This is a genomic window from Streptomyces sp. SAT1 (genome assembly GCF_001654495.1).
GTDB classification, from domain to species: domain Bacteria; phylum Actinomycetota; class Actinomycetes; order Streptomycetales; family Streptomycetaceae; genus Streptomyces; species Streptomyces andamanensis.
In genome coordinates this window covers 5,201,479-5,219,914 of record NZ_CP015849.1, presented here as the reverse complement: position 1 = coordinate 5,219,914, position 18,436 = coordinate 5,201,479, and the positions used below count along the sequence as shown (strand labels likewise).

Genomic DNA, 18,436 nt, shown 5'->3' with positions numbered 1-18,436 from the left:
GGGAAGGTCACGGCACGCATGCGACTGGCGGAGCTGAGCGCACGTAGCGGGGTCTCCCGGGCGACGATCAAGTACTACCTGCGCGAAGGACTGCTGCCGCCCGGCCGCCGGGTCACGGCCACCGAGGCGGAGTACGACGAGGAGCACCTGCGCAAGCTGCGGCTGGTCCGCGCCCTGATCCAGGTGGGGCGGATCCCGGTGAAGTCGGCCCGCGACGTTCTCGCCGTCCTGGCCGACGAGGACCTGGACCGCAACCAGCGCCTGGGCACCGCCGTGTGGGCGCTGCCGCACGGCCCGGCGCCCGACGAGGACGACCCGGCCACCGAGACGGCCCGGCGGACCGCCGGCGCGCTCATGGAGCGGATGGGCTGGGGCTACGCCGACGCGTCCGGCCAGACGCCCGCCGAGGCGCCGGCCGCCCCGGCGTACGCGATGCTGGTCACCGCCATCGCCACGCTCTCCCGCCTCGGCTACCCCTGCGACACCGACGACTTGGAGCCCTACGCCCGCTCGATGGATCGGATCGCCGTGGCGGACCTGGATCTGGTGGAGCGGTACGGGACGCCGGACGAGCAGGTGGAGGCCGCGGTGGCGCTGACCGTGCTGTACGAGCCGGTGGTGCTGAGCCTGCGGCGGCTGGCGGAGAACGAGGAGTCGCGCCGCCGGTTCGACGGCAAGTGAGCCGGGGCGGCGCGGACACGACGCAGGGCCCTCCCGAGGGAGGGCCCTTGCCGATCTTGTACCCCCGACCGGATTCGAACCGGCGCTACCGCCTTGAGAGGGCGGCGTGCTAGGCCGCTACACAACGGGGGCCTGGACACTGCAAGCGTTTCATACTGAGCCGCCGCAGGTCCGAGCTGGTCTACCTGGACTCGAACCAAGACTAACTGAACCAGAATCAGTCGTGCTGCCAATTACACCATAGACCAATGATGGTTTAGACCAGTCAGTACCCCCGACCGGATTCGAACCGGCGCTACCGCCTTGAGAGGGCGGCGTGCTAGGCCGCTACACAACGGGGGCCCTAGCGATCCTGCATCGAAGTCGGTGGGAGCTACCCTGGCCGTCCTCGCGGGAAGGATCTGTACCCCCGACCGGATTCGAACCGGCGCTACTGCCTTGAGAGGGCAGCGTGCTAGGCCGCTACACAACGGGGGCTCGCGGATGAGATCCGCGGGTGCAGATTGAAGCATCTGCGAGCTGGCCTACCTGGACTCGAACCAAGACTAACTGAACCAGAATCAGTCGTGCTGCCAATTACACCATAGGCCACTGGAACGCAAACCCCGATGGGGTTCTTGTTCTAGTACTGCGCCTCGGGCTTCCGGCCTTCCGGCCCGCTCCCCGCGGCGCAGGAAGAACATTACCTGAAGGTGGACGGGGCTCCAAAACGGGTATCCGCGCCGAGCACCGCGGGGAGTTCGGACAGGGAGGCGATCCGGTGCGCGCCCGGCTGCGCCGGGGCGCCGCCGGGCGCGCCGACGCGGTCGATCCACACGGCCGGCAGCCCGGCGTCGACGGCGCCCCGCGCGTCGATCTCCGGGTGGTCGCCGACGTAGACGACCTGGTGCGGCGGGAGGTCCAGCGCCTCGCAGGCCGCGTGGAAGGCGCCGGCGGCCGGTTTGGACAGCCCCAGCTCGGCCGCGCACAGCACCGCCTCGAAGCGGTCGCGCACCCCGAGGACCCGCAGCTTGCGCTCCTGCACGTGCAGGCTGGAGTTGGAGAGCACCGCGTGCCGGTGGCTGGCGGCGAGGGCGTCCAGGGCGGGCAGCACGTCCGGGAAGAGGGCCCAGGCGCCCTCGTAGTGCCCCAGGTAGCGCGCGAACCACGCCTCGGCCTCGGGGTCGGTCAGCTCCGGGCGGTCCAGGAAGACCCGCACCCGGTCCCGGCGCTGCCCCTCGAAGGTCGTCTCCCCCGCCGCGAAGCGCGCCCACTGCGCGTCGGTGATCCGCCGCCAGTGCGCCAGCGCCGCGTCCACGGTGCCGTACCCGTCCAGCAGCCGTTCGGCGACCAGGTGCGCCCGCATCCCGGCCCGGTCGGCCGAGGTGTAGTCGAAGAGGGTGTCGTCGACGTCCCACAGGACCGCTCTGATCGCCATGGGACCGACGGTACCGCCGCCGGGCAGCACGCGGGAGGGCAGCACGAAGGGGCGGCACCCGGTCGCTCCGGGTGCCGCCCCTCACACGGGTCTACCGGGCGGCCAGCCGGGCCAGCGCCGCGTCGACGCGGGCCAGCGTCTTCTCCTTGCCCAGGACCTCGAGGGACTCGAAGAGGGGCAGGCCGACCGTGCGGCCGGTCACGGCGACGCGGACGGGCGCCTGGGCCTTGCCGAGCTTGAGGCCGTGCGCCTCGCCGGCGGCCAGGACGGCCTCCTTGAGGGACTCCGCGGAGGACCAGTCGGCCGCGTCCAGCTTCTCGCGGGCCGTGCGCAGCAGGGCGTCCGAGCCCTCCTTCATGGCCTTGGCCCAGCTCGCCTCGTCCAGGACCGGCTCCGGCAGGAAGAGGAAGTCGACGTTGTCGGTGATCTCGGAGAGGACCTTCAGCCGGGTCTGCGCGTGCGGCGCGATCGCCTGCCACTTGTCCTCGTCGAAGTCCTCGGGCGCCCAGGGGGCGACCGGGGCCTTCAGCCAGGGGGCGCAGCGCTCGGTGAAGTCCTTCACGTCGAGCAGGCGGATGTGGTCGGCGTTGATCGCCTCGCACTTCTTGAGGTCGAAGCGCGCCGGGTTGGGGTTGACGTCCTTGACGTCGAAGGCGGCGACCATCTCCTCGATGCCGAAGATGTCCTGGTCGGCGGAGAGCGACCAGCCCAGCAGGGAGAGGTAGTTGAGCAGGCCCTCGGGCAGGAAGCCGCGCTCGCGGTAGAGGTTCAGCGAGGACTGCGGGTCGCGCTTGGAGAGCTTCTTGTTGCCCTCGCCCATGACGTAGGGCAGGTGGCCGAACTCGGGGGTGGTCTTCGCGATGCCCAGCTCGGTGAGCGCCTTGTACAGGGCGATCTGGCGCGGGGTGGAGGAGAGCAGGTCCTCGCCGCGCAGGACGTGGGTGATCTCCATCAGGGCGTCGTCGACCGGGTTGACGAGCGTGTAGAGCGGGGCGCCGTTGGCGCGGACGATGCCGTAGTCCGGGACGTTCTCCGGCAGGTAGGTGATCTCGCCGCGGACCAGGTCGTCGAAGGTGATCGGCTCGTCGGGCATGCGGAAGCGGACGATCGGGGCGCGGCCCTCGGCCTCGTACGCCCGGACCTGCTCGGCGCTCAGGTCGCGGCAGTGGCCGTCGTAGCCGGAGGGCTTGCCGGCGGCGCGGGCGGCCTCGCGGCGGCTGTCCAGCTCCTCCTGGGAGCAGTAGCAGCGGTAGGCGTGGCCGGCGTCCAGGAGCCTGGCGGCGACGTCGGCGTAGATGTCCATGCGCTGCGACTGGCGGTAGGGCGCGTGCGGGCCGCCGACCTCGGGGCCCTCGTCCCAGTCGAAGCCCAGCCAGCGCATCGCGTCGAGCAGCTGCTCGTAGGACTCCTCGGAGTCGCGGGCCGCGTCGGTGTCCTCGATGCGGAAGACCAGGGTGCCCTGGTGGTGACGGGCGAACGCCCAGTTGAACAGGGCGGTGCGGACCAGGCCCACGTGGGGGTTACCGGTGGGCGAGGGGCAGAAACGGACGCGGACGGGGGAGCCTGATGCGCTAGCCACGCTGGACAACCTTGTTGGTGAGAGTGCCGATGCCTTCGATGGTGACGGCGACGTCGTCGCCGACGCTGAGGGGGCCGACCCCCGCGGGGGTGCCCGTGAGGATCACGTCGCCGGGGAGCAGCGTCATGGCCTCGGAGATGTTGACGATCAGATCCGCGATGGGGTGGATCATCTCGCTGGTGCGGCCGAGCTGGCGCTGTTCGCCGTTGACCGTGAGCTGGACGGTCAGGTCGCCCGCCCGCTCCAGGTCGATGCCGGTCTCCACCCAGGGGCCCAGCGGGCAGGAGCCGTCGAAGCCCTTGGCGCGCGCCCACTGCTTCTCGCGGCGCTGGACGTCGCGGGCGGTGATGTCGTTGGCGCAGGTGTAGCCGAAGATCACGTCCTTGACGCGCTCGCGCGGCACCTCGCGGCACATGCGGCCGATGACGACGGCGAGCTCCGCCTCGTGGTGCAGTTCCTGCGTGAAGGAGGGGTACGGGACCGGGTCGCCGGGGCCGGTCACGGAGGTGGACGGCTTGAAGAAGGCGAACGGCGCCTCGGGCACCTCGTTGCCGAGTTCGCCGGCGTGCTCGGCGTAGTTGCGGCCGAAGGCGACGACCTTGCTGGGCAGCACCGGGGGCAGCAGCCGCACCTTGCTCAGCGGCACCTTGGTGCCGGAGAGCTCGAAGTCCGCGAACGGGATGCCCTTGATGATGTCGAGGACGAGCTGGTCCGGCTGGTCGCCCTCGACCGCGCCGAAGGCGACGTTCCCGTCGATGGAGAACCTGGCGATGCGCACGGGTTGCTTGGCCCCTTGACTGAGCTGGCGGGAGTCTGACGCTCCAGGCTAACGCGGCCACCGGCCCGCGCCTCGCGCACCGGTGGCGCGGGTACGCCGAAGGGGCACCCCCTTCGGCGTGGGGTGCCCCTTCGGCGTACGGCCGTGCGAGCGGGTGCGGGCGGTGCCCGCCGGGTCTACTCCGCGACCGCGGCCGCCACCGGCATCTCCATGAGGACGGTGCGCCGCGGGTTGGCGGTCTGCGCGGGGAGGGTCACGGGGTGCTCCGGCGCCTCCGGCGTCTCCAGCGCTTCGGCGTCCTCCAGGTGCGCCAGCGTGGTGCGTCGGGGGTTGGCTATGTTGCGGAACATCATCGTCGTCTTCACGGTGGTAGCAGACCTTGTCGTGGACAGGCGCCTGGAGGGCCTCAGGACCCCCGCGCGGGCGCGGGTGGGCAGTTGCACGCCTTATGTAAAGCGTCAGGCTAAACGCGCGATTCCCGGCCGAGGACGGGAAGAGACCGTGATCTCCATGTGAGTTTGCTCACGGCGTGATCCACAATCCGGACAATTACCGACCGGATCTTGCTCCGCCGAATCGGACATAAGGCCACTGAAGCCACCATTCCGCTCCCGATCATGGCGACTGGGACACCTGTGGCGACCCAGCGGCTCGTAGAGATATGCCCGGTATGCGGGGTACCGCTTTCCACATCTCGTAACTCGGTCCTCACGCGCTGTCACAGAGGTCACAGGCTGGCCCACATGCCTTGTTGGAGATCCTGCACTGTGCTGGAATGCCACGGACCGCCGCGGGATCGAGCCGGCGCGCAGGGGGCGCAACGCAGCGCCGAGTGGGCGGCGAGAAGGGGGAACCAGCGCCGGTCACTCACGACCACCGGGGAGCGTTTTCAGGGCGCTTCCCACGACGCCGACACCGCCTTCCCGCTCGCGTGGGAGGGCGCCTGGTCCAGAGGTTGCGACGCTAGTGCAGGGACGTTTCAAGAGGGATGGCAGCGCTTCGGCGGAGCCGGAGCCGCAGGGCGGGACTGGCCCCAAGGCCGTCGGCTCCACGCCCCCGCACGCCCAGAACCAGGGCCCGGCCCCGTCCGGTGACAGCTCCGCGCGCCCCGGCGCGGGTGCCTCCCCGACCGCGCCGCACCCCGGCGGCCCCGCCCCGGCCGGCAAGTCTGGGAAGTCCGGGAAGTCCGGGAAGAGCGACAGGTCCGCCAAGACCCCGGCCCCCGTCGGGCCCGGCTCGCGCGTGGCCCTGCGCAACTGGCGCATCTCCACCCGCCTGGTGTCGCTGCTGGCCCTCCCCGTGATCGCGGCGACCACCCTCGGCGCACTGCGCATCGACCAGAACCTGGACGACATCCAGCAGCTCGACAACATGAAGCTGCTGACGGACATGACCAAGCAGGCCACCGAACTGGCCGCCGCGCTCCAGGAGGAGCGCGACCAGTCCGCCGGTCCGCTGTCGCACCCCTCCAGCGCCAGCGCCATCACCGTCAAGGGCTTCCGGGACAAGACCGACCGGGCCACCGAGGTCTTCCTGGCCGCCTCCGAGGAGATCGACAGCGCCAGCAAGGGCGGCAACCTCCAGGGCGTGCGCGAGACCCTGGTCGGCCTCGCCAGCGAGCTGAACCACCTCGGTTCCATCCGCAAGACGGCCTACGCGCACGACCGGAACTCGACCCAGACCGTCGAGGCCTACCACCGGCTCATCACCGAGCTGCTCAGCCTCTCCCAGGACATGGCCGAGGCGACCAGCAACCCGGAGATGATCCAGCGCACCCGCGCGCTGTCCGCGTTCTCCTCCGCCAAGGAGTACGCCTCCGTCCAGCGCGCCGTCATCGCCGCCGCGCTGCCCGCGAACAACACCTCCGCGGGCAACCTCGCCGAGAACGACCGGCTGTACGCCCAGTCGGCGCTGGACAGCCAGACCTCCGAGATCAACAGCTTCCGCAACATCTACGGCGACGGCGCGGAAGAGCTGATCAAGCCCATGGAGGAGGGCAACCCGACGATCCAGTCGGCGGACACCTACGCCAAGCGCGCCCTGGACAGCTCCACCGGTCTGGCCCAGCAGAGCAAGCGCTCCTACCGCGACTGGGTGGACGACAGCTCGACGAAGATCGAGCAGATGAAGAAGATCGAGCACACGCTGCTGGAGGAGATGGAGCAGAAGGCCCGCTCGCTGCGCAGTGCCACCGAGCGCGACGCCATCATCTCCGGTGCGCTGATCCTGCTCGTCCTCGGTGTGTCGCTGGTCGGCGCCTTCGTCGTGGCCCGCTCCATGATCCGCTCGCTGCGCCGGCTCCAGGAGACCGCGACCAAGGTCGCCCAGGACCGCCTGCCCGAGCTGGTCAAGCAGCTGTCCGAGTCCGACCCGCAGGACGTCGACACGTCCGTGGAGTCGGTCGGTGTGCACTCCCGGGACGAGATCGGCCAGGTGGCCGCGGCCTTCGACGAGGTGCACCGCGAGGCGGTCCGCCTCGCCGCCGAGCAGGCCCTGCTGCGGGGCAACGTCAACGCGATGTTCACCAACCTCTCGCGCCGCTCCCAGGGCCTGATCCAGCGCCAGCTGTCGCTGATCTCCGAACTGGAGTCCCGCGAGGCCGACCCGGACCAGCTCTCCTCGCTGTTCAAGCTCGACCACCTCGCCACCCGTATGCGCCGCAACGGCGAGAACCTCCTCGTCCTCGCCGGTGAGGAGCCGGGCCGCCGCTGGACCCGCCCGGTCCCGCTGGTCGACGTGCTGCGCGCCGCCGCCTCCGAGGTGGAGCAGTACGAGCGCATCGAGCTGGCCTCGGTGCCGACCACCGAGGTCGCCGGACGCGTCGTCAACGACCTCGTCCACCTGCTCGCCGAGCTGCTGGAGAACGCGACCTCGTTCTCCTCCCCGCAGACCAAGGTCAAGGTCACCGGTCACGCGCTGCCGGACGGCCGGGTCCTGATCGAGATCCACGACACCGGCATCGGCCTCTCCCCCGAGGACCTGGCCGCGATCAACGAGCGGCTGGCCTCGCCGCCCACCGTGGACGTCTCCGTCTCCCGCCGCATGGGCCTCTTCGTGGTCGGCCGGCTGTCGCAGCGGCACGGCATCCGCATCCAGCTGCGCCCCTCCGACTCGGGCGGTACGACGGCCCTCGTCATGCTGCCGGTGGACGTCGCCCAGGGCGGCAAGAAGCCGGCCCCCGGCAAGGCCGGCGGTCCGTCCGTGGGCGGTCCGGCGGCTGCCGCCGCTGCCGCGGGCGCGGCGGCGGCGCGGCGCCAGAGCGGTCAGGCGGGCGGCGGTCCGCTCGGCGCGGGCGCGCCGGGCGGTGCGAACCGGCTCGGCCCCGGCGCCCAGCGCGGCCAGGTCGGCGCGGGCCAGGGTCCGCGGGCGGCGCTGCCCGGCACGGGTGGCCGCCAGGGCGGCCCCGGCGCTGCGGGCGGAGCACGCGGACCGCAGGGCCAGCAAGGTCAGCAGGGCCAGGGCCAGCAGGGTCCCGGACTGCCCCAGCAGGGCCGTCCGGAACCGGCGGGCGCCGGGTCCGGCTTCGGCGGCCGGGCGCAGGGCGCGCCGCAGGGCTTCGGCGACGGACAGCAGGGCGGCGCCCGGCAGGACGTCTTCGGCGGCGGACGCCAGGGCTTCGGCGACGGACAGCAGTCGGGGAACCGGCAGGGCGGCTTCGGCGACGACACCCGCACCGGCGCTCCGCAGGGCTTCGACGACGGCCGTCAGGGCGGCAACCGCCAGGGCTTCGGCGAGGGGCAGCAGAGCGGCAACCGGCAGGACGCCTTCGGCGGGGAGCGGCCGGACGCCTTCGGCGGCGGACGCGGCGTGCTGCCGCCGCGCCGGCCGAACGGCGGCGAGCAGGGCAGGCAGCCGCAGCTGCCGTCGCGCGGTGGTCCGCGCGCGGAGCTGCCGGGCGGCAACCCGCAGCCGCGCACCCCGAGCTGGGGCAACGAGAACGCCGGTCCCGGCGCACCCGACACCCCGCGCGGCCACGACGAGGCGGAGCAGGCGCAGACCTCCCGCATGCCGCGGATCGAGGACCACCGGGGTCCGGCCGCCACGGCCGAGATGCCGGTGCTCCCCGGCCCCGACAGCCGCCAGGGCCCCGGCCCGGCGGACACCGGGACCTACGCCCGCCCCGGCTTCGAGGCGCCGCGCCAGGACGCCGACGGCGGCCGGTCCGCGGGTCAGTTCCCGGACCAGGGCGCCCAGGGCGGGCAGAACCCGGGCGCGTTCGTCCGCTCGGACATCTTCGGCCCGGCGCAGACTCCGCAGAACCCCGCGCAGCAGGGCGGCCCCGGCTTCGGCCAGGGCAACCCTGCGGACACCGGACAGTTCGCGGCGCCGCAGGGCTACGACAACGGCTCCACGGGCCAGTTCGCCGCCCCGCAGCACTACGACAACGGCTCCACGGGGCAGTTCGCCGCCCCGCAGGGCTACGACACCAGCTCCACCGGCCAGTTCAACGCCCCCCAGGGCTACGACGACGGCTCGACGGGGCAGTTCGCGCAGCCCGGTCACGACGGTTCCGCCACGGGCGGGCACGCGCTGCCGGCCCGTCAGGACCCGTCGCCCACCGGCCAGTTCGAGCGGCCCCAGGCGTCCGGTCCCGCCGACTTCGGCGCTCCGCGTCCGCCGGCCCCGCAGCAGCCCGAGGCGGGCCGCGCGCCCGGCGACGAGTGGGCGCTGCCGCCGGCGGGTCCCGGCGACGGCAGGACGCCGCTGTTCGACACCCTGGAGACCAACTGGTTCCGCGGTGAGCGGCAGCAGCAGGCGGACCAGCAGGCCGCGCCGCAGCAGCCCCAGCAGCCGCAGGCCCCGGAAGCGCCCCCCACCGCCCCGGCTCCCGCCAACCCCCAGCGTCCCGCCACCTCCGCCTGGCGCACCTCGCCGAACGACGAACTCGTCCGGCAGGCCGAGCGCGTCCGGCAGCCGGCGGCGGGCGGCGTCACCACCTCCGGCCTGCCGCGCCGGGTGCCCAGGGCGAACCTCGTCCCGGGCACGGCTCAGCAGCAACAGCACCAGAGCGGTCCGCAGGTCTCGCGTGCGCCCGACGACGTACGCGGCCGGCTGACCAATCTCCGTCGGGGCATCGCACAGGGTCGTCAGGCCGGCACCGGCCAGACGGGCAGCTTCCCGAGCCCCACTCACCAGCAGGAGCGTTAGTTGAGCCCGATGAGCCAGGCGGCACAGAACCTCAACTGGTTGATCACCAACTTCGTGGACAACACCCCGGGGGTGTCCCACACCGTGGTGGTCTCCGCCGACGGACTCCTTCTGGCCATGTCCGAAGGCTTTCCGCGGGACCGCGCGGACCAGCTCGCGGCCGTCGCCTCCGGTCTGACCTCGCTGACCGCCGGTGCCTCGCGCATCTTCGAGGGCGGCAGCGTGGCGCAGACGGTCGTGGAGATGGAGCGCGGCTTCCTGTTCCTCATGTCCGTCTCGGACGGGTCGTCCCTCGCGGTACTGGCCCACCCGGAGTGCGACATCGGCCTCGTCGGCTACGAGATGGCGCTGCTCGTCGACCGCGCGGGGGCCGTCCTCACGCCCGACCTGCGCGCTGAACTACAGGGCAGTCTGCTCCACTGACCGGCCCCGGCACCACCCGCGTCACCACATCACCGTCCGGCCGACACAATCCCCCCACCGGCCTCGTCCGACGGCTCGCCCGACCGACTTGCTGTCCCGCCCGGAGGATTCATGACCCCGCCCACCGCCCATCATGATCCGTACGCCGAGCCGTACGGGGACGAGGGCGACCAGCCGCTGGTTCGTCCGTACGCGATGACCGGCGGCCGGACCCGGCCGCGCTACCAGCTCGCCATCGAGGCGCTGATCAGCACCACGGCCGACCCGGCAGCGCTGATGGGACTGCTCCCGGAGCACCAGCGGATCTGCCATCTGTGCCGCGAGGTGAAATCCGTGGCCGAGGTGTCGGCGCTCCTGGCGATGCCGCTGGGCGTGGCGCGGATCCTCGTCGCGGACCTGGCCGAAGCCGGGCTGGTGGCCATCCACCAGCCGGGCGGCGACGAGAACAACGGTGGCGCACCGGATGTGACGCTGCTCGAAAGGGTGCTCAGTGGACTTCGCAAGCTCTGACGGGGGCCGGGCGACCACCTCCGCGAAGATCGTGGTGGCGGGCGGCTTCGGCGTCGGCAAGACGACCTTCGTCGGTGCCGTCTCGGAGATCAACCCGCTGCGTACCGAGGCCGTGATGACGTCCGCGTCGGCGGGCATCGACGACCTCACGCACACCGGGGACAAGACCACCACGACGGTGGCCATGGACTTCGGCCGCATCACGCTCGACCAGGACCTGATCCTGTACCTGTTCGGCACGCCCGGCCAGGACCGGTTCTGGTTCATGTGGGACGACCTGGTGCGCGGCGCCATCGGCGCGGTCGTCCTGGTGGACACCCGGCGCCTGGCCGACTGCTTCCCGGCGGTCGACTACTTCGAGAACAGCGGACTGCCGTTCGTCATCGCCCTCAACGGCTTCGACGGCCAGCAGCCGTACACGCCGGACGAGGTCCGCGAGGCGCTCCAGATCGGTCCGGACGCGCCGATCATCACCACCGACGCCCGGCACCGCACCGACGCCAAGTCGGCGCTGATCACGCTGGTCGAGCACGCGCTGATGGCCCGGTTGCGGTGACACCGGCAGCACCTTTCGCCTAGCATCCAAGTAGGCAAGGCCGTACGGCAGTTGCCGTAGGCGTACCGGAGCCGGCTGTGTCGTGGGACACGGCCGGCCTCGGCGTTCATAACGTTTCGGCAGAAGAATCGGGTGGTGGCGCAACGCGTCGCGCACATTCGGTGTCGCTGTGCGCACGGGAGCCCCGCTTTTTGGCGCGGCTCGTTCTTTATGACCGTTTTATCTGGGACTTACATCACTCTCAATCGGTGCTTTCCACTGTTTGGAAGAGCGCATGTCAGCGTGCTGGAATGCCTGAACTGCCCCATGACCGACGACGTACCGCTCAGTGAGGACGCGCTGAGCCGTACCGAGTGGTCCTGATGTCCGTCCACGGCGGACGGGGCTCTGAGACACTGCGGCACAACGTAGGTGCCGACCGCCGAGAGGTTGTTGGTCGAGTGAGGCGAAGCAAGAACGGTCCTGAGCCGTCGGCCCGGGGCAACTTCACCCCGCCGCCGCGCGGCGCTGCGCCCACGCATGTGCCCGCGGCCGAACCGGGCGCCGCACCCGCGCCGGCCGGCGGCCGCCTCTCCCCCCGCAACTGGCGGGTGCCCGCCCGGCTGAACGCGATCCTGCTGATACCCGTGCTGGTCGGCCTGGTCATGGGCGGTTTCCAGGTCAAGAGTTCGATCGACACGTGGCAGGACGCCCAGGACGCCGAGCACACCGCACGTCTGGTGCGCGCCTCCCTCACCTACGCCAACGCCCTGTACAACGAGCGGGACACCACCGCCGCTCCGCTGCTCCAGGGCAAGGGCCAGAAGGACGCGGCCGTCGTCCAGGCCCGCGGCCTCACCGACCGGGCGGCGGACGCCTTCGACCAGGCCGCGAAGAGCATGCCGCACAAGGCCGGCCTGGAGCGCCGCCTGAAGCTGTTCCGGGAGGCCGAGCCGCAGCTGGAGTCGCTGCGCGCCGCCGCCTACACCTCCAGGCTCAACGGCGTGCAGACCGAGGAGGGCTACGTCCAGGTCGCGCACCCGCTGATGGAGTTCGCCAACGAGCTGGGCCTGGGCACCGGCAACATCACCTCCTACGGCCGCACGGTCTACGCGATGTCGCTGACGCAGTCCGCGCTGTCGCTGGAACGTTCCATCGGTATGCACCTGCTGATCGCGCCCGGCCCGGACGGCGGCAACCTGGCCAGCCAGCGCATCGCCCTGTCCTCCTACGCCTATCTGGAGAACATCGCCCTCAAGGAGTACCTCGGCGGCGGCACCCAGGCGGACGCGGACACGCTGGACGCGCAGAACCAGGAGGTCCGGTCCAAGGCGGCGGCGATGGCCGAGGAGGCCAAGGCGAAGGACCCGGACTACGTGGCCCCGCCGTCCGACCCGCAGAAGATGGTCACGGCCCTCGCCACGCTGAAGGGCACCGAGGCGTCCGAGCGCCAGGCGCTGGCGGGCAAGGGCACCACCGCGCAGAACTGGTGGGCCGTGAACACCCTCAAGTTCGACGCGTACCGCAAGATCGAGTCGGACATGGCCGACAACGCGGTGGACGAGGCGTCCGGCATCGCCGCCGACGCCAAGCGGTCGGCGTTCGTCACCGGCGCCGCCGTCGTGGTCGCGCTGCTCGCCGCCTTCCTCCTGGCCGGCCTGGTGGCCCGCCAGATGAGCCGGTCGATGCGCCGGCTGCGCAACGCCGCCTTCGGCATCGCCGAGCAGCGCCTGCCGATGCTGGTCGACCAGCTCTCGCGCAGCGACCCCGGCCGGGTCGACACCCGGGTCGCGCCCATCCCGATCACGTCCACCGACGAGATCGGCGAGGTCGCCCGCGCCTTCGACCAGGTGCACCGCGAGGCGGTCCGGCTCGCCGCCGAGCAGGCCCTGCTGCGGGGCAACATCAACGCGATCTTCACCAACCTCTCGCGCCGCAACCAGTCGCTGATCGAGGGCCAGCTGACCCTGATCACCGACCTGGAGAACAACGAGGCCGACCCGGACCAGCTGGAGAACCTCTTCCGGCTGGACCACCTGGCGACCCGGATGCGCCGCAACGGCGAGAACCTGCTGGTCCTCGCGGGCGAGGAGCCCGGCCGCCGGTGGGACCAGCCGGTCCCGCTGGTCGACGTGCTGCGGGCCGCGTCCTCCGAGGTGGAGCAGTACGAGCGCATCGAGATGTCCGGCGTCCCCGAGGCCGAGATCCACGGCCGCGCGGTCACCGACCTGGTGCACCTGCTGGCCGAGCTGCTGGAGAACGCCACCACCTTCTCCTCGCCGCAGACCAAGGTCCGGGTCACCGCGACCCGGCTGCCCGACGGCCGGATCATGGTGGAGATCCACGACAAGGGCATCGGCCTGACCGCCGAGGACTTCGCGGACATCAACCACAAGCTCGCCAACCCGCCCACCGTAGACGTGGCGATCTCCCAGCGCATGGGCCTGTTCGTGGTCGGCCGGCTCGCGGACCGGCACGGTGTCCGCGTCCAGCTGCGCCCCTCGGGTGAGCAGGCGGGCACCACCTCGCTGGTCATGCTCCCGGACGCCATCACCCACGGCGGCAGCGCCGAACAGGGCGTGGGCGGCGACGAGTTCACCGTTCCGCAGATCATCCCCGAGCAGCAGTTCCAGGAGCAGCGGGGCCAGGGCACGGACGGCCGGCCGCCGCTGCGCACGGCCGCCGAACTCGGCTTCGACGACAGCCGCTACGCCGAGGTCCCCGACGACATCCGGGAACTGGACCCGGTCGGCCGCTCGCTCAAGCGCGAGGAGCGCCACGCCACCCCGGAGTCCCAGCCGCAGGACGGCCCGCCGACCGCCGAGGCGCCCGCCGCCTACCCGCAGGAGCCCACCGGGCAGCAGCAGCCGTACGGCACCGGCCCGGCGCCGTACCCGCAGCAGCAGCCCGGCTACGACCAGCCCGCCGCGTACGCCCCGGACCAGCAGACGTACGAGCAGCAGACGTACGAGCAGCAGGCGTACTACGCGCCCGACGGTGCCCCGACCCGGAACGGCGGCTACCCGGCCGACGCGTACGCCGGGTACCAGGAGCAGCAGGCGTACCCGCAGCAGTCCTACCAGGACGACTGGCCGCAGCCGGACGGCTACCCGAACGGCTGTCCGGAGCAGTACGCTCCACAGGCGGAGGCGGACGCCGCGCGGACCGCCGAGGCGCCCGGGGCCGAGCACGCGGGCTTCGACCTGCCGGAGCCGGACGCGGACGCGGGGGCGGGACACGCACTGACAGACGCCGGACTGCCGCGCCGCGGTTCCACCGCGGGCGCCGCGAACGGCTCGGGGCCCGTGCCCCGCCAGGCGTCGGCCCCGGACGCGGAGAGCAACGGCAACGGCAACGGCGGTGGCAGCGGCTGGCGTTCGGCGAACGACGAGCGGTGGCAGCAGGCCTCGCAGCTCAAGAAGCCCAAGGCGGGCGGGGTCACCTCCTCCGGTCTGCCGCGGCGGGTGCCCAAGGCCAACCTGGTCGAGGGCACCGCGGAATCGACCCCGCAGGGCGGCCCACAGGTCTCCCGCGCCCCCGAGGACGTCCGGGGCAGGTTGAGCAACCTGCGCCAGGGCGTGCAGCGGGGACGCAGCGCGGGCAGTGAAAAGAACGGCCAGGCCACAAGGAATGAACACAGTGGTCCTGACAGCACCTACAACCAGGAGCGTTAGTGTGAGCCCGATGAGCCAGGCGGCACAGAACCTGAACTGGTTGATCACCAACTTCGTGGACAACACCCCCGGGGTGTCCCACACCGTGGTGGTCTCCGCCGACGGACTCCTTCTGGCGATGTCCGAAGGCTTTCCCCGCGACCGTGCCGACCAGCTCGCGGCCGTCGCCTCCGGTCTGACCTCGCTGACCGCCGGTGCCTCGCGCATCTTCGAGGGCGGCAGCGTGAACCAGACGGTTGTGGAGATGGAGCGGGGGTTCCTCTTCATCATGTCCATCTCCGACGGATCGTCCCTTGCCGTCCTCGCCCACCCGGAAGCGGACATCGGTCTCGTCGGGTACGAAATGGCCCTTCTCGTGGACCGCGCGGGTACGGTCCTCACCCCGGATCTCCGTGCGGAGCTCCAGGGAAGCCTTCTCAACTGAAGGACGTACGGTGCGTATCGGTGTCCCGGGGCCGTAAGGTTTCGGGACGCGGCTTCCACTCTGTGGGGTGCCCGGCGCAGTCGGAGGAGGAGTAAGAGTGGCAACACACCCAGGTGGTCCGGCTTCGGGCAACTGGTCGTACGGTCCCGCCCAGGGACACGGCAACGGCCCGGTCGACCCGTACGCCTACCCCTCCGCTCCGCAGCACCGGCAGCCGTACGCCCCGCAGGGCCCCGGCCCTTCGCCGTACGACCAGCCGCCGGCGCCGCGCATCCAGCCCGTGCAGCCGCAGTGGCACTCCCCCGAGCCGATGCCCGCACCGGCGTCGCAGAACAACCCTCTGGTCCGCCCGTACGCCATGACGGGCGGCCGCACCAGGCCGCGTTACCAGCTCGCCATCGAGGCCCTGGTGCACACCACCGCGCAACCGCACCAGATGCAGGGCCAGTTGCCCGAGCATCAGCGGATCTGCCATCTGTGCCGCGAGATCAAGTCGGTGGCCGAGATCTCGGCCCTCCTGACGATTCCTCTCGGCGTGGCCAGGATTCTCGTCGCCGACTTGGCGGAGGCGGGCCTGGTCGCCATCCATCAGCCCGGCGGCGACGAGAACGCCGGCGGCCAGCCAGACGTGACACTGCTCGAAAGGGTGCTCAGTGGACTTCGCAAGCTCTAGCGGAGGGCCGGTTTCTCCAAGTCGCTCCACCACTTCCGCGAAGATCGTGGTGGCGGGCGGCTTCGGCGTGGGCAAGACCACGTTCGTCGGTGCCGTTTCGGAGATCAACCCGCTGCGCACAGAGGCCGTCATGACATCCGCGTCGGCGGGCATCGACGACCTCACCCACACCGGGGACAAGACCACCACGACGGTGGCCATGGACTTCGGCCGCATCACGCTCGACCAGGACCTGATCCTGTACCTGTTCGGCACGCCCGGCCAGGACCGGTTCTGGTTCATGTGGGACGACCTGGTGCGCGGCGCCATCGGCGCGGTCGTCCTGGTCGACACCCGCAGGCTCGCCGACTGCTTCCCGGCGGTCGACTACTTCGAGAACAGCGGACTGCCGTTCGTCATCGCCCTCAACGGCTTCGACGGCCAGCAGCCCTACAACCCGGACGAGGTCCGCGAGGCCCTTCAGATCGGTCCCGACACCCCGATCATCACCACCGACGCCCGCCACCGCGCGGACGCCAAGTCGGCGCTGATCACGCTGGTCGAGCACGCGCTGATGGCCCGCCTGCGGTAGCCCGCGCCCCGGACATGCCGAAGGGCCCCTCCCCGCAAAGGAGAGGGGCCCTTCGGCGATCTTCGGCGGGTCCGGCCCGTCCGGCGGCCCGGAGGCCCGGCAGCCGGTCCTAGCCGCGCCAGCTGTGCGGGGCGTGGAAGCCGTTCTCGCGCTCCAGGCGCCGCCAGCGGGCCTTGTGCCGGTCGTGCCGGGTCAGGGAGGTGTCCGCGGGGCGGGCCGCCGCGCGGGCCAGGAGTATGGCCGTCAGGGCGGCGACTTCCTCGGGCTCTGCGTGGCCCTTCTCGACGCGGATGTCAGGCATGTCCATGGGTGTCAGTCTCCGTGGCTGAGGGGTCCGCGGGGTGACCGCGGTGCGTCCGCCGGGTTACGGCGGTTGCCGCGCCTACTGCGGCGGGTTGCCGTGCTTGCGGGAGGGCAGGTCGGCGTGCTTGGTGTGCAGCATCGCGAGGGACCTGGCCAGCACCTCCCGGGTCTCGGCCGGGTCGATGACGTCGTCGACGAGACCGCGCTCGGCGGCGTAGTACGGGTGCATCAGCTCGGCCTTGTACTCCTTGACCATGCGCGCGCGCATGGCCTCGGGGTCGGGCGCGTCGGCGATCTGGCGGCGGAAGATGACGTTGGCCGCGCCCTCGGCGCCCATCACCGCGATCTCGTTGGTCGGCCAGGCGTACGTCAGGTCGGCGCCGATCGACTGGGAGTCCATCACGATGTACGCACCTCCGTACGCCTTGCGCAGGATCAGCGAGATCCGCGGCACCGTGGCGTTGCAGTAGGCGTACAGCAGCTTCGCACCGTGCCGGATGATCCCGCCGTGCTCCTGGTCGACACCCGGCAGGAAGCCCGGAACGTCCAGCAGGGTGACGATCGGAATGTTAAAAGCGTCACACATCTGCACGAAGCGCGCAGCTTTTTCGCTGGCCTCGATGTCCAGCACACCGGCCAGCACCTGGGGCTGGTTGGCGACGATGCCGATGACCTGACCGTCCATCCGGGCGAGCGCGCAGATGATGTTCCGCGCCCAGCGCTCGTGGACCTCCAGGTACTCGCCGTCGTCGACGATCTCCTCGATGACCTTGGTCATGTCGTACGGCCGGTTGCCGTCGGCCGGGACCAGGTCGAGCAGGAGGTCGGAGCGGCGGTCGACCGGGTCGGAGGACTCGGCCCGCGGCGGGTTCTCGCGGTTGTTCTGCGGGAGGAGGGAGAGGAGGTAGCGGACCTCCGCGATGCAGGTCTCCTCGTCGTCGTAGGCGAAGTGGCACACACCCGACGTCTCGGCGTGCACGTCAGCGCCGCCCAGACCGTTCTGCGTGATCTCCTCGCCCGTGACCGCCTTGACGACGTCCGGACCCGTGATGAACATCTGCGAGGTCTCACGGACCATGAACACGAAGTCCGTCAGCGCCGGACTGTAGGCCGCACCACCCGCACACGGGCCCAGCATCACACTGATCTGCGGGATGACACCCGACGCCTTCGTGTTCCGCTGGAAGATCCCGCCGTACCCGGCCAGCGCCGAGACACCCTCCTGGATCCGCGCGCCCGCACCGTCGTTCAGCGACACCAGCGGCGCACCGGCCGCGATGGCCATGTCCATGATCTTGTGGATCTTCGTCGCATGCGCCTCGCCCAGCGCACCCCCGAAGATCCGGAAGTCGTGCGCGTACACGAAGACCGTACGGCCCTCCACCGTCCCCCAGCCGGTGATCACACCGTCCGTGTACGGCTTCTTCGCCTCCAGACCGAAACCGGACGCCCGGTGCCGGCGCAACTGCTCGACCTCCTGGAACGACCCCGGGTCCACCAGCAGCTCGATCCGCTCCCGCGCCGTCAGCTTGCCCTTCGCATGCTGCGCCGCGGTCGCCTTCTCGCTCGGCCCCGCCACGGCCTGCGCACGGATGTCGTGCAGTTCGGCGACCCGTCCGCGCGCGTCCGTCGGCTCGCCGGTGGGCTCACCCGTCGTCTCTTCCAAAACGGTCATGTAGCGACCTTACGAAGGACACCAAGGAAAGCGAGCCGTCGACTC

15 protein-coding genes and 5 tRNA genes are annotated in these 18,436 nt (G+C 71.3%); 9 read left to right on the top strand and 11 right to left on the bottom strand.

Going from position 1 to position 18,436, the window contains the following annotated elements:
• The first annotated feature begins 18 nt into the window (after positions 1–18).
• On the top strand, positions 19–681 hold the full coding sequence (locus A8713_RS22640; RefSeq protein ID WP_064535436.1) for a MerR family transcriptional regulator: 663 nt from the start codon (positions 19–21) through the stop codon (positions 679–681).
• A 59-nt stretch (positions 682–740) separates the two neighbouring features.
• Here A8713_RS22640 and A8713_RS22635 read toward each other — a convergent pair.
• The 9 genes from A8713_RS22635 to A8713_RS22595 all read right to left on the bottom strand — a co-directional run bounded on the left by A8713_RS22635 (position 741) and on the right by A8713_RS22595 (position 4,820).
• A tRNA-Glu gene (locus tag A8713_RS22635) sits at positions 741–813 on the bottom strand.
• Positions 814–857: 44 nt separating this feature from the next.
• Positions 858–929: transfer RNA gene (locus A8713_RS22630), tRNA-Gln, on the bottom strand.
• A gap of 21 nt (positions 930–950) precedes the next feature.
• Positions 951–1,023, bottom strand: a tRNA-Glu gene (locus A8713_RS22625).
• A gap of 62 nt (positions 1,024–1,085) precedes the next feature.
• A tRNA-Glu gene (locus tag A8713_RS22620) sits at positions 1,086–1,158 on the bottom strand.
• A 42-nt stretch (positions 1,159–1,200) separates the two neighbouring features.
• Positions 1,201–1,272: transfer RNA gene (locus tag A8713_RS22615), tRNA-Gln, on the bottom strand.
• Positions 1,273–1,363: 91 nt separating this feature from the next.
• Positions 1,364–2,098 (bottom strand): HAD family hydrolase, encoded by a 735-nt coding sequence (locus tag A8713_RS22610; protein WP_064537654.1) that lies wholly within the window; start codon positions 2,096–2,098, stop codon positions 1,364–1,366.
• 91 nt (positions 2,099–2,189) lie between these two features.
• Complete coding sequence (gene gltX, locus A8713_RS22605) at positions 2,190–3,677, bottom strand: glutamate--tRNA ligase (protein WP_079159079.1); 1,488 nt, start codon at positions 3,675–3,677, stop codon at positions 2,190–2,192.
• Complete coding sequence (locus A8713_RS22600; RefSeq protein ID WP_064535434.1) at positions 3,670–4,455, bottom strand: fumarylacetoacetate hydrolase family protein; 786 nt, start codon at positions 4,453–4,455, stop codon at positions 3,670–3,672. Before A8713_RS22600 ends, gltX begins: the two co-directional genes overlap by 8 nt.
• A gap of 176 nt (positions 4,456–4,631) precedes the next feature.
• On the bottom strand, positions 4,632–4,820 hold the full coding sequence (locus tag A8713_RS22595; RefSeq protein WP_037888769.1) for a hypothetical protein: 189 nt from the start codon (positions 4,818–4,820) through the stop codon (positions 4,632–4,634).
• Positions 4,821–5,421: 601 nt separating this feature from the next.
• On the opposite strand from A8713_RS22595, the gene A8713_RS22590 reads away from it, so the two are divergent.
• The 8 genes from A8713_RS22590 (at position 5,422) to A8713_RS22555 (ending at position 16,413) form a co-directional block, all read left to right on the top strand.
• The gene (locus A8713_RS22590; RefSeq protein ID WP_064535433.1) at positions 5,422–9,603 is read left to right on the top strand and encodes a sensor histidine kinase; all 4,182 of its coding nucleotides are present in this window, start codon (positions 5,422–5,424) and stop codon (positions 9,601–9,603) included.
• Positions 9,604–9,612: 9 nt separating this feature from the next.
• Positions 9,613–10,026, top strand: a complete 414-nt coding sequence (locus A8713_RS22585; protein ID WP_003993189.1) for a roadblock/LC7 domain-containing protein — start codon at positions 9,613–9,615, stop codon at positions 10,024–10,026.
• 111 nt (positions 10,027–10,137) lie between these two features.
• Positions 10,138–10,536 carry a DUF742 domain-containing protein gene (locus tag A8713_RS22580; RefSeq protein WP_009190816.1) on the top strand — a complete coding sequence of 133 codons (399 nt, stop codon included), beginning with the start codon at positions 10,138–10,140 and terminating at the stop codon, positions 10,534–10,536.
• Positions 10,517–11,092, top strand: coding sequence for a GTP-binding protein (locus tag A8713_RS22575; protein ID WP_037858010.1), 576 nt, complete (start codon positions 10,517–10,519; stop codon positions 11,090–11,092). The genes A8713_RS22580 and A8713_RS22575 overlap by 20 nt, the downstream gene beginning before the upstream one ends.
• 440 nt (positions 11,093–11,532) lie before the next feature.
• The gene (locus tag A8713_RS22570) at positions 11,533–14,745 is read left to right on the top strand and encodes a nitrate- and nitrite sensing domain-containing protein (protein ID WP_064535432.1); all 3,213 of its coding nucleotides are present in this window, start codon (positions 11,533–11,535) and stop codon (positions 14,743–14,745) included.
• A gap of 10 nt (positions 14,746–14,755) precedes the next feature.
• Positions 14,756–15,169, top strand: coding sequence for a roadblock/LC7 domain-containing protein (locus A8713_RS22565; protein WP_033321188.1), 414 nt, complete (start codon positions 14,756–14,758; stop codon positions 15,167–15,169).
• Positions 15,170–15,266: 97 nt separating this feature from the next.
• A complete protein-coding gene (locus tag A8713_RS22560; RefSeq protein ID WP_064535431.1) occupies positions 15,267–15,842 on the top strand; it encodes a DUF742 domain-containing protein in 576 nt (191 codons plus the stop codon).
• Positions 15,823–16,413, top strand: coding sequence for a GTP-binding protein (locus A8713_RS22555; RefSeq protein WP_026252548.1), 591 nt, complete (start codon positions 15,823–15,825; stop codon positions 16,411–16,413). The genes A8713_RS22560 and A8713_RS22555 overlap by 20 nt, the downstream gene beginning before the upstream one ends.
• A gap of 109 nt (positions 16,414–16,522) precedes the next feature.
• Here the strand turns inward: A8713_RS22555 and A8713_RS22550 are convergent, their stop codons facing one another.
• Both A8713_RS22550 and A8713_RS22545 read right to left on the bottom strand, forming a co-directional pair.
• The gene (locus A8713_RS22550) at positions 16,523–16,720 is read right to left on the bottom strand and encodes an acyl-CoA carboxylase epsilon subunit (RefSeq protein WP_018567890.1); all 198 of its coding nucleotides are present in this window, start codon (positions 16,718–16,720) and stop codon (positions 16,523–16,525) included.
• A gap of 75 nt (positions 16,721–16,795) precedes the next feature.
• Positions 16,796–18,391, bottom strand: coding sequence for an acyl-CoA carboxylase subunit beta (locus A8713_RS22545; protein WP_064535430.1), 1,596 nt, complete (start codon positions 18,389–18,391; stop codon positions 16,796–16,798).
• Between the last annotated feature and the right edge of the window lie 45 nt (positions 18,392–18,436).

Excerpts from the sequence above, each read along its gene's own strand:
- A8713_RS22610 (WP_064537654.1), bottom strand. The coding sequence starts at position 2,098 with ATGGCGATCAGAGCGGTCCTGTGGGACGTCGACGACACCCTCTTCGAC.
- A8713_RS22640 (WP_064535436.1), top strand. The coding sequence starts at position 19 with ATGCGACTGGCGGAGCTGAGCGCACGTAGCGGGGTCTCCCGGGCGACG.
- A8713_RS22550 (WP_018567890.1), bottom strand. The coding sequence starts at position 16,720 with ATGGACATGCCTGACATCCGCGTCGAGAAGGGCCACGCAGAGCCCGAG.
- A8713_RS22545 (WP_064535430.1), bottom strand. The coding sequence starts at position 18,391 with ATGACCGTTTTGGAAGAGACGACGGGTGAGCCCACCGGCGAGCCGACG.
- A8713_RS22580 (WP_009190816.1), top strand. The coding sequence starts at position 10,138 with ATGACCCCGCCCACCGCCCATCATGATCCGTACGCCGAGCCGTACGGG.
- A8713_RS22585 (WP_003993189.1), top strand. The coding sequence starts at position 9,613 with ATGAGCCAGGCGGCACAGAACCTCAACTGGTTGATCACCAACTTCGTG.
- A8713_RS22565 (WP_033321188.1), top strand. The coding sequence starts at position 14,756 with ATGAGCCAGGCGGCACAGAACCTGAACTGGTTGATCACCAACTTCGTG.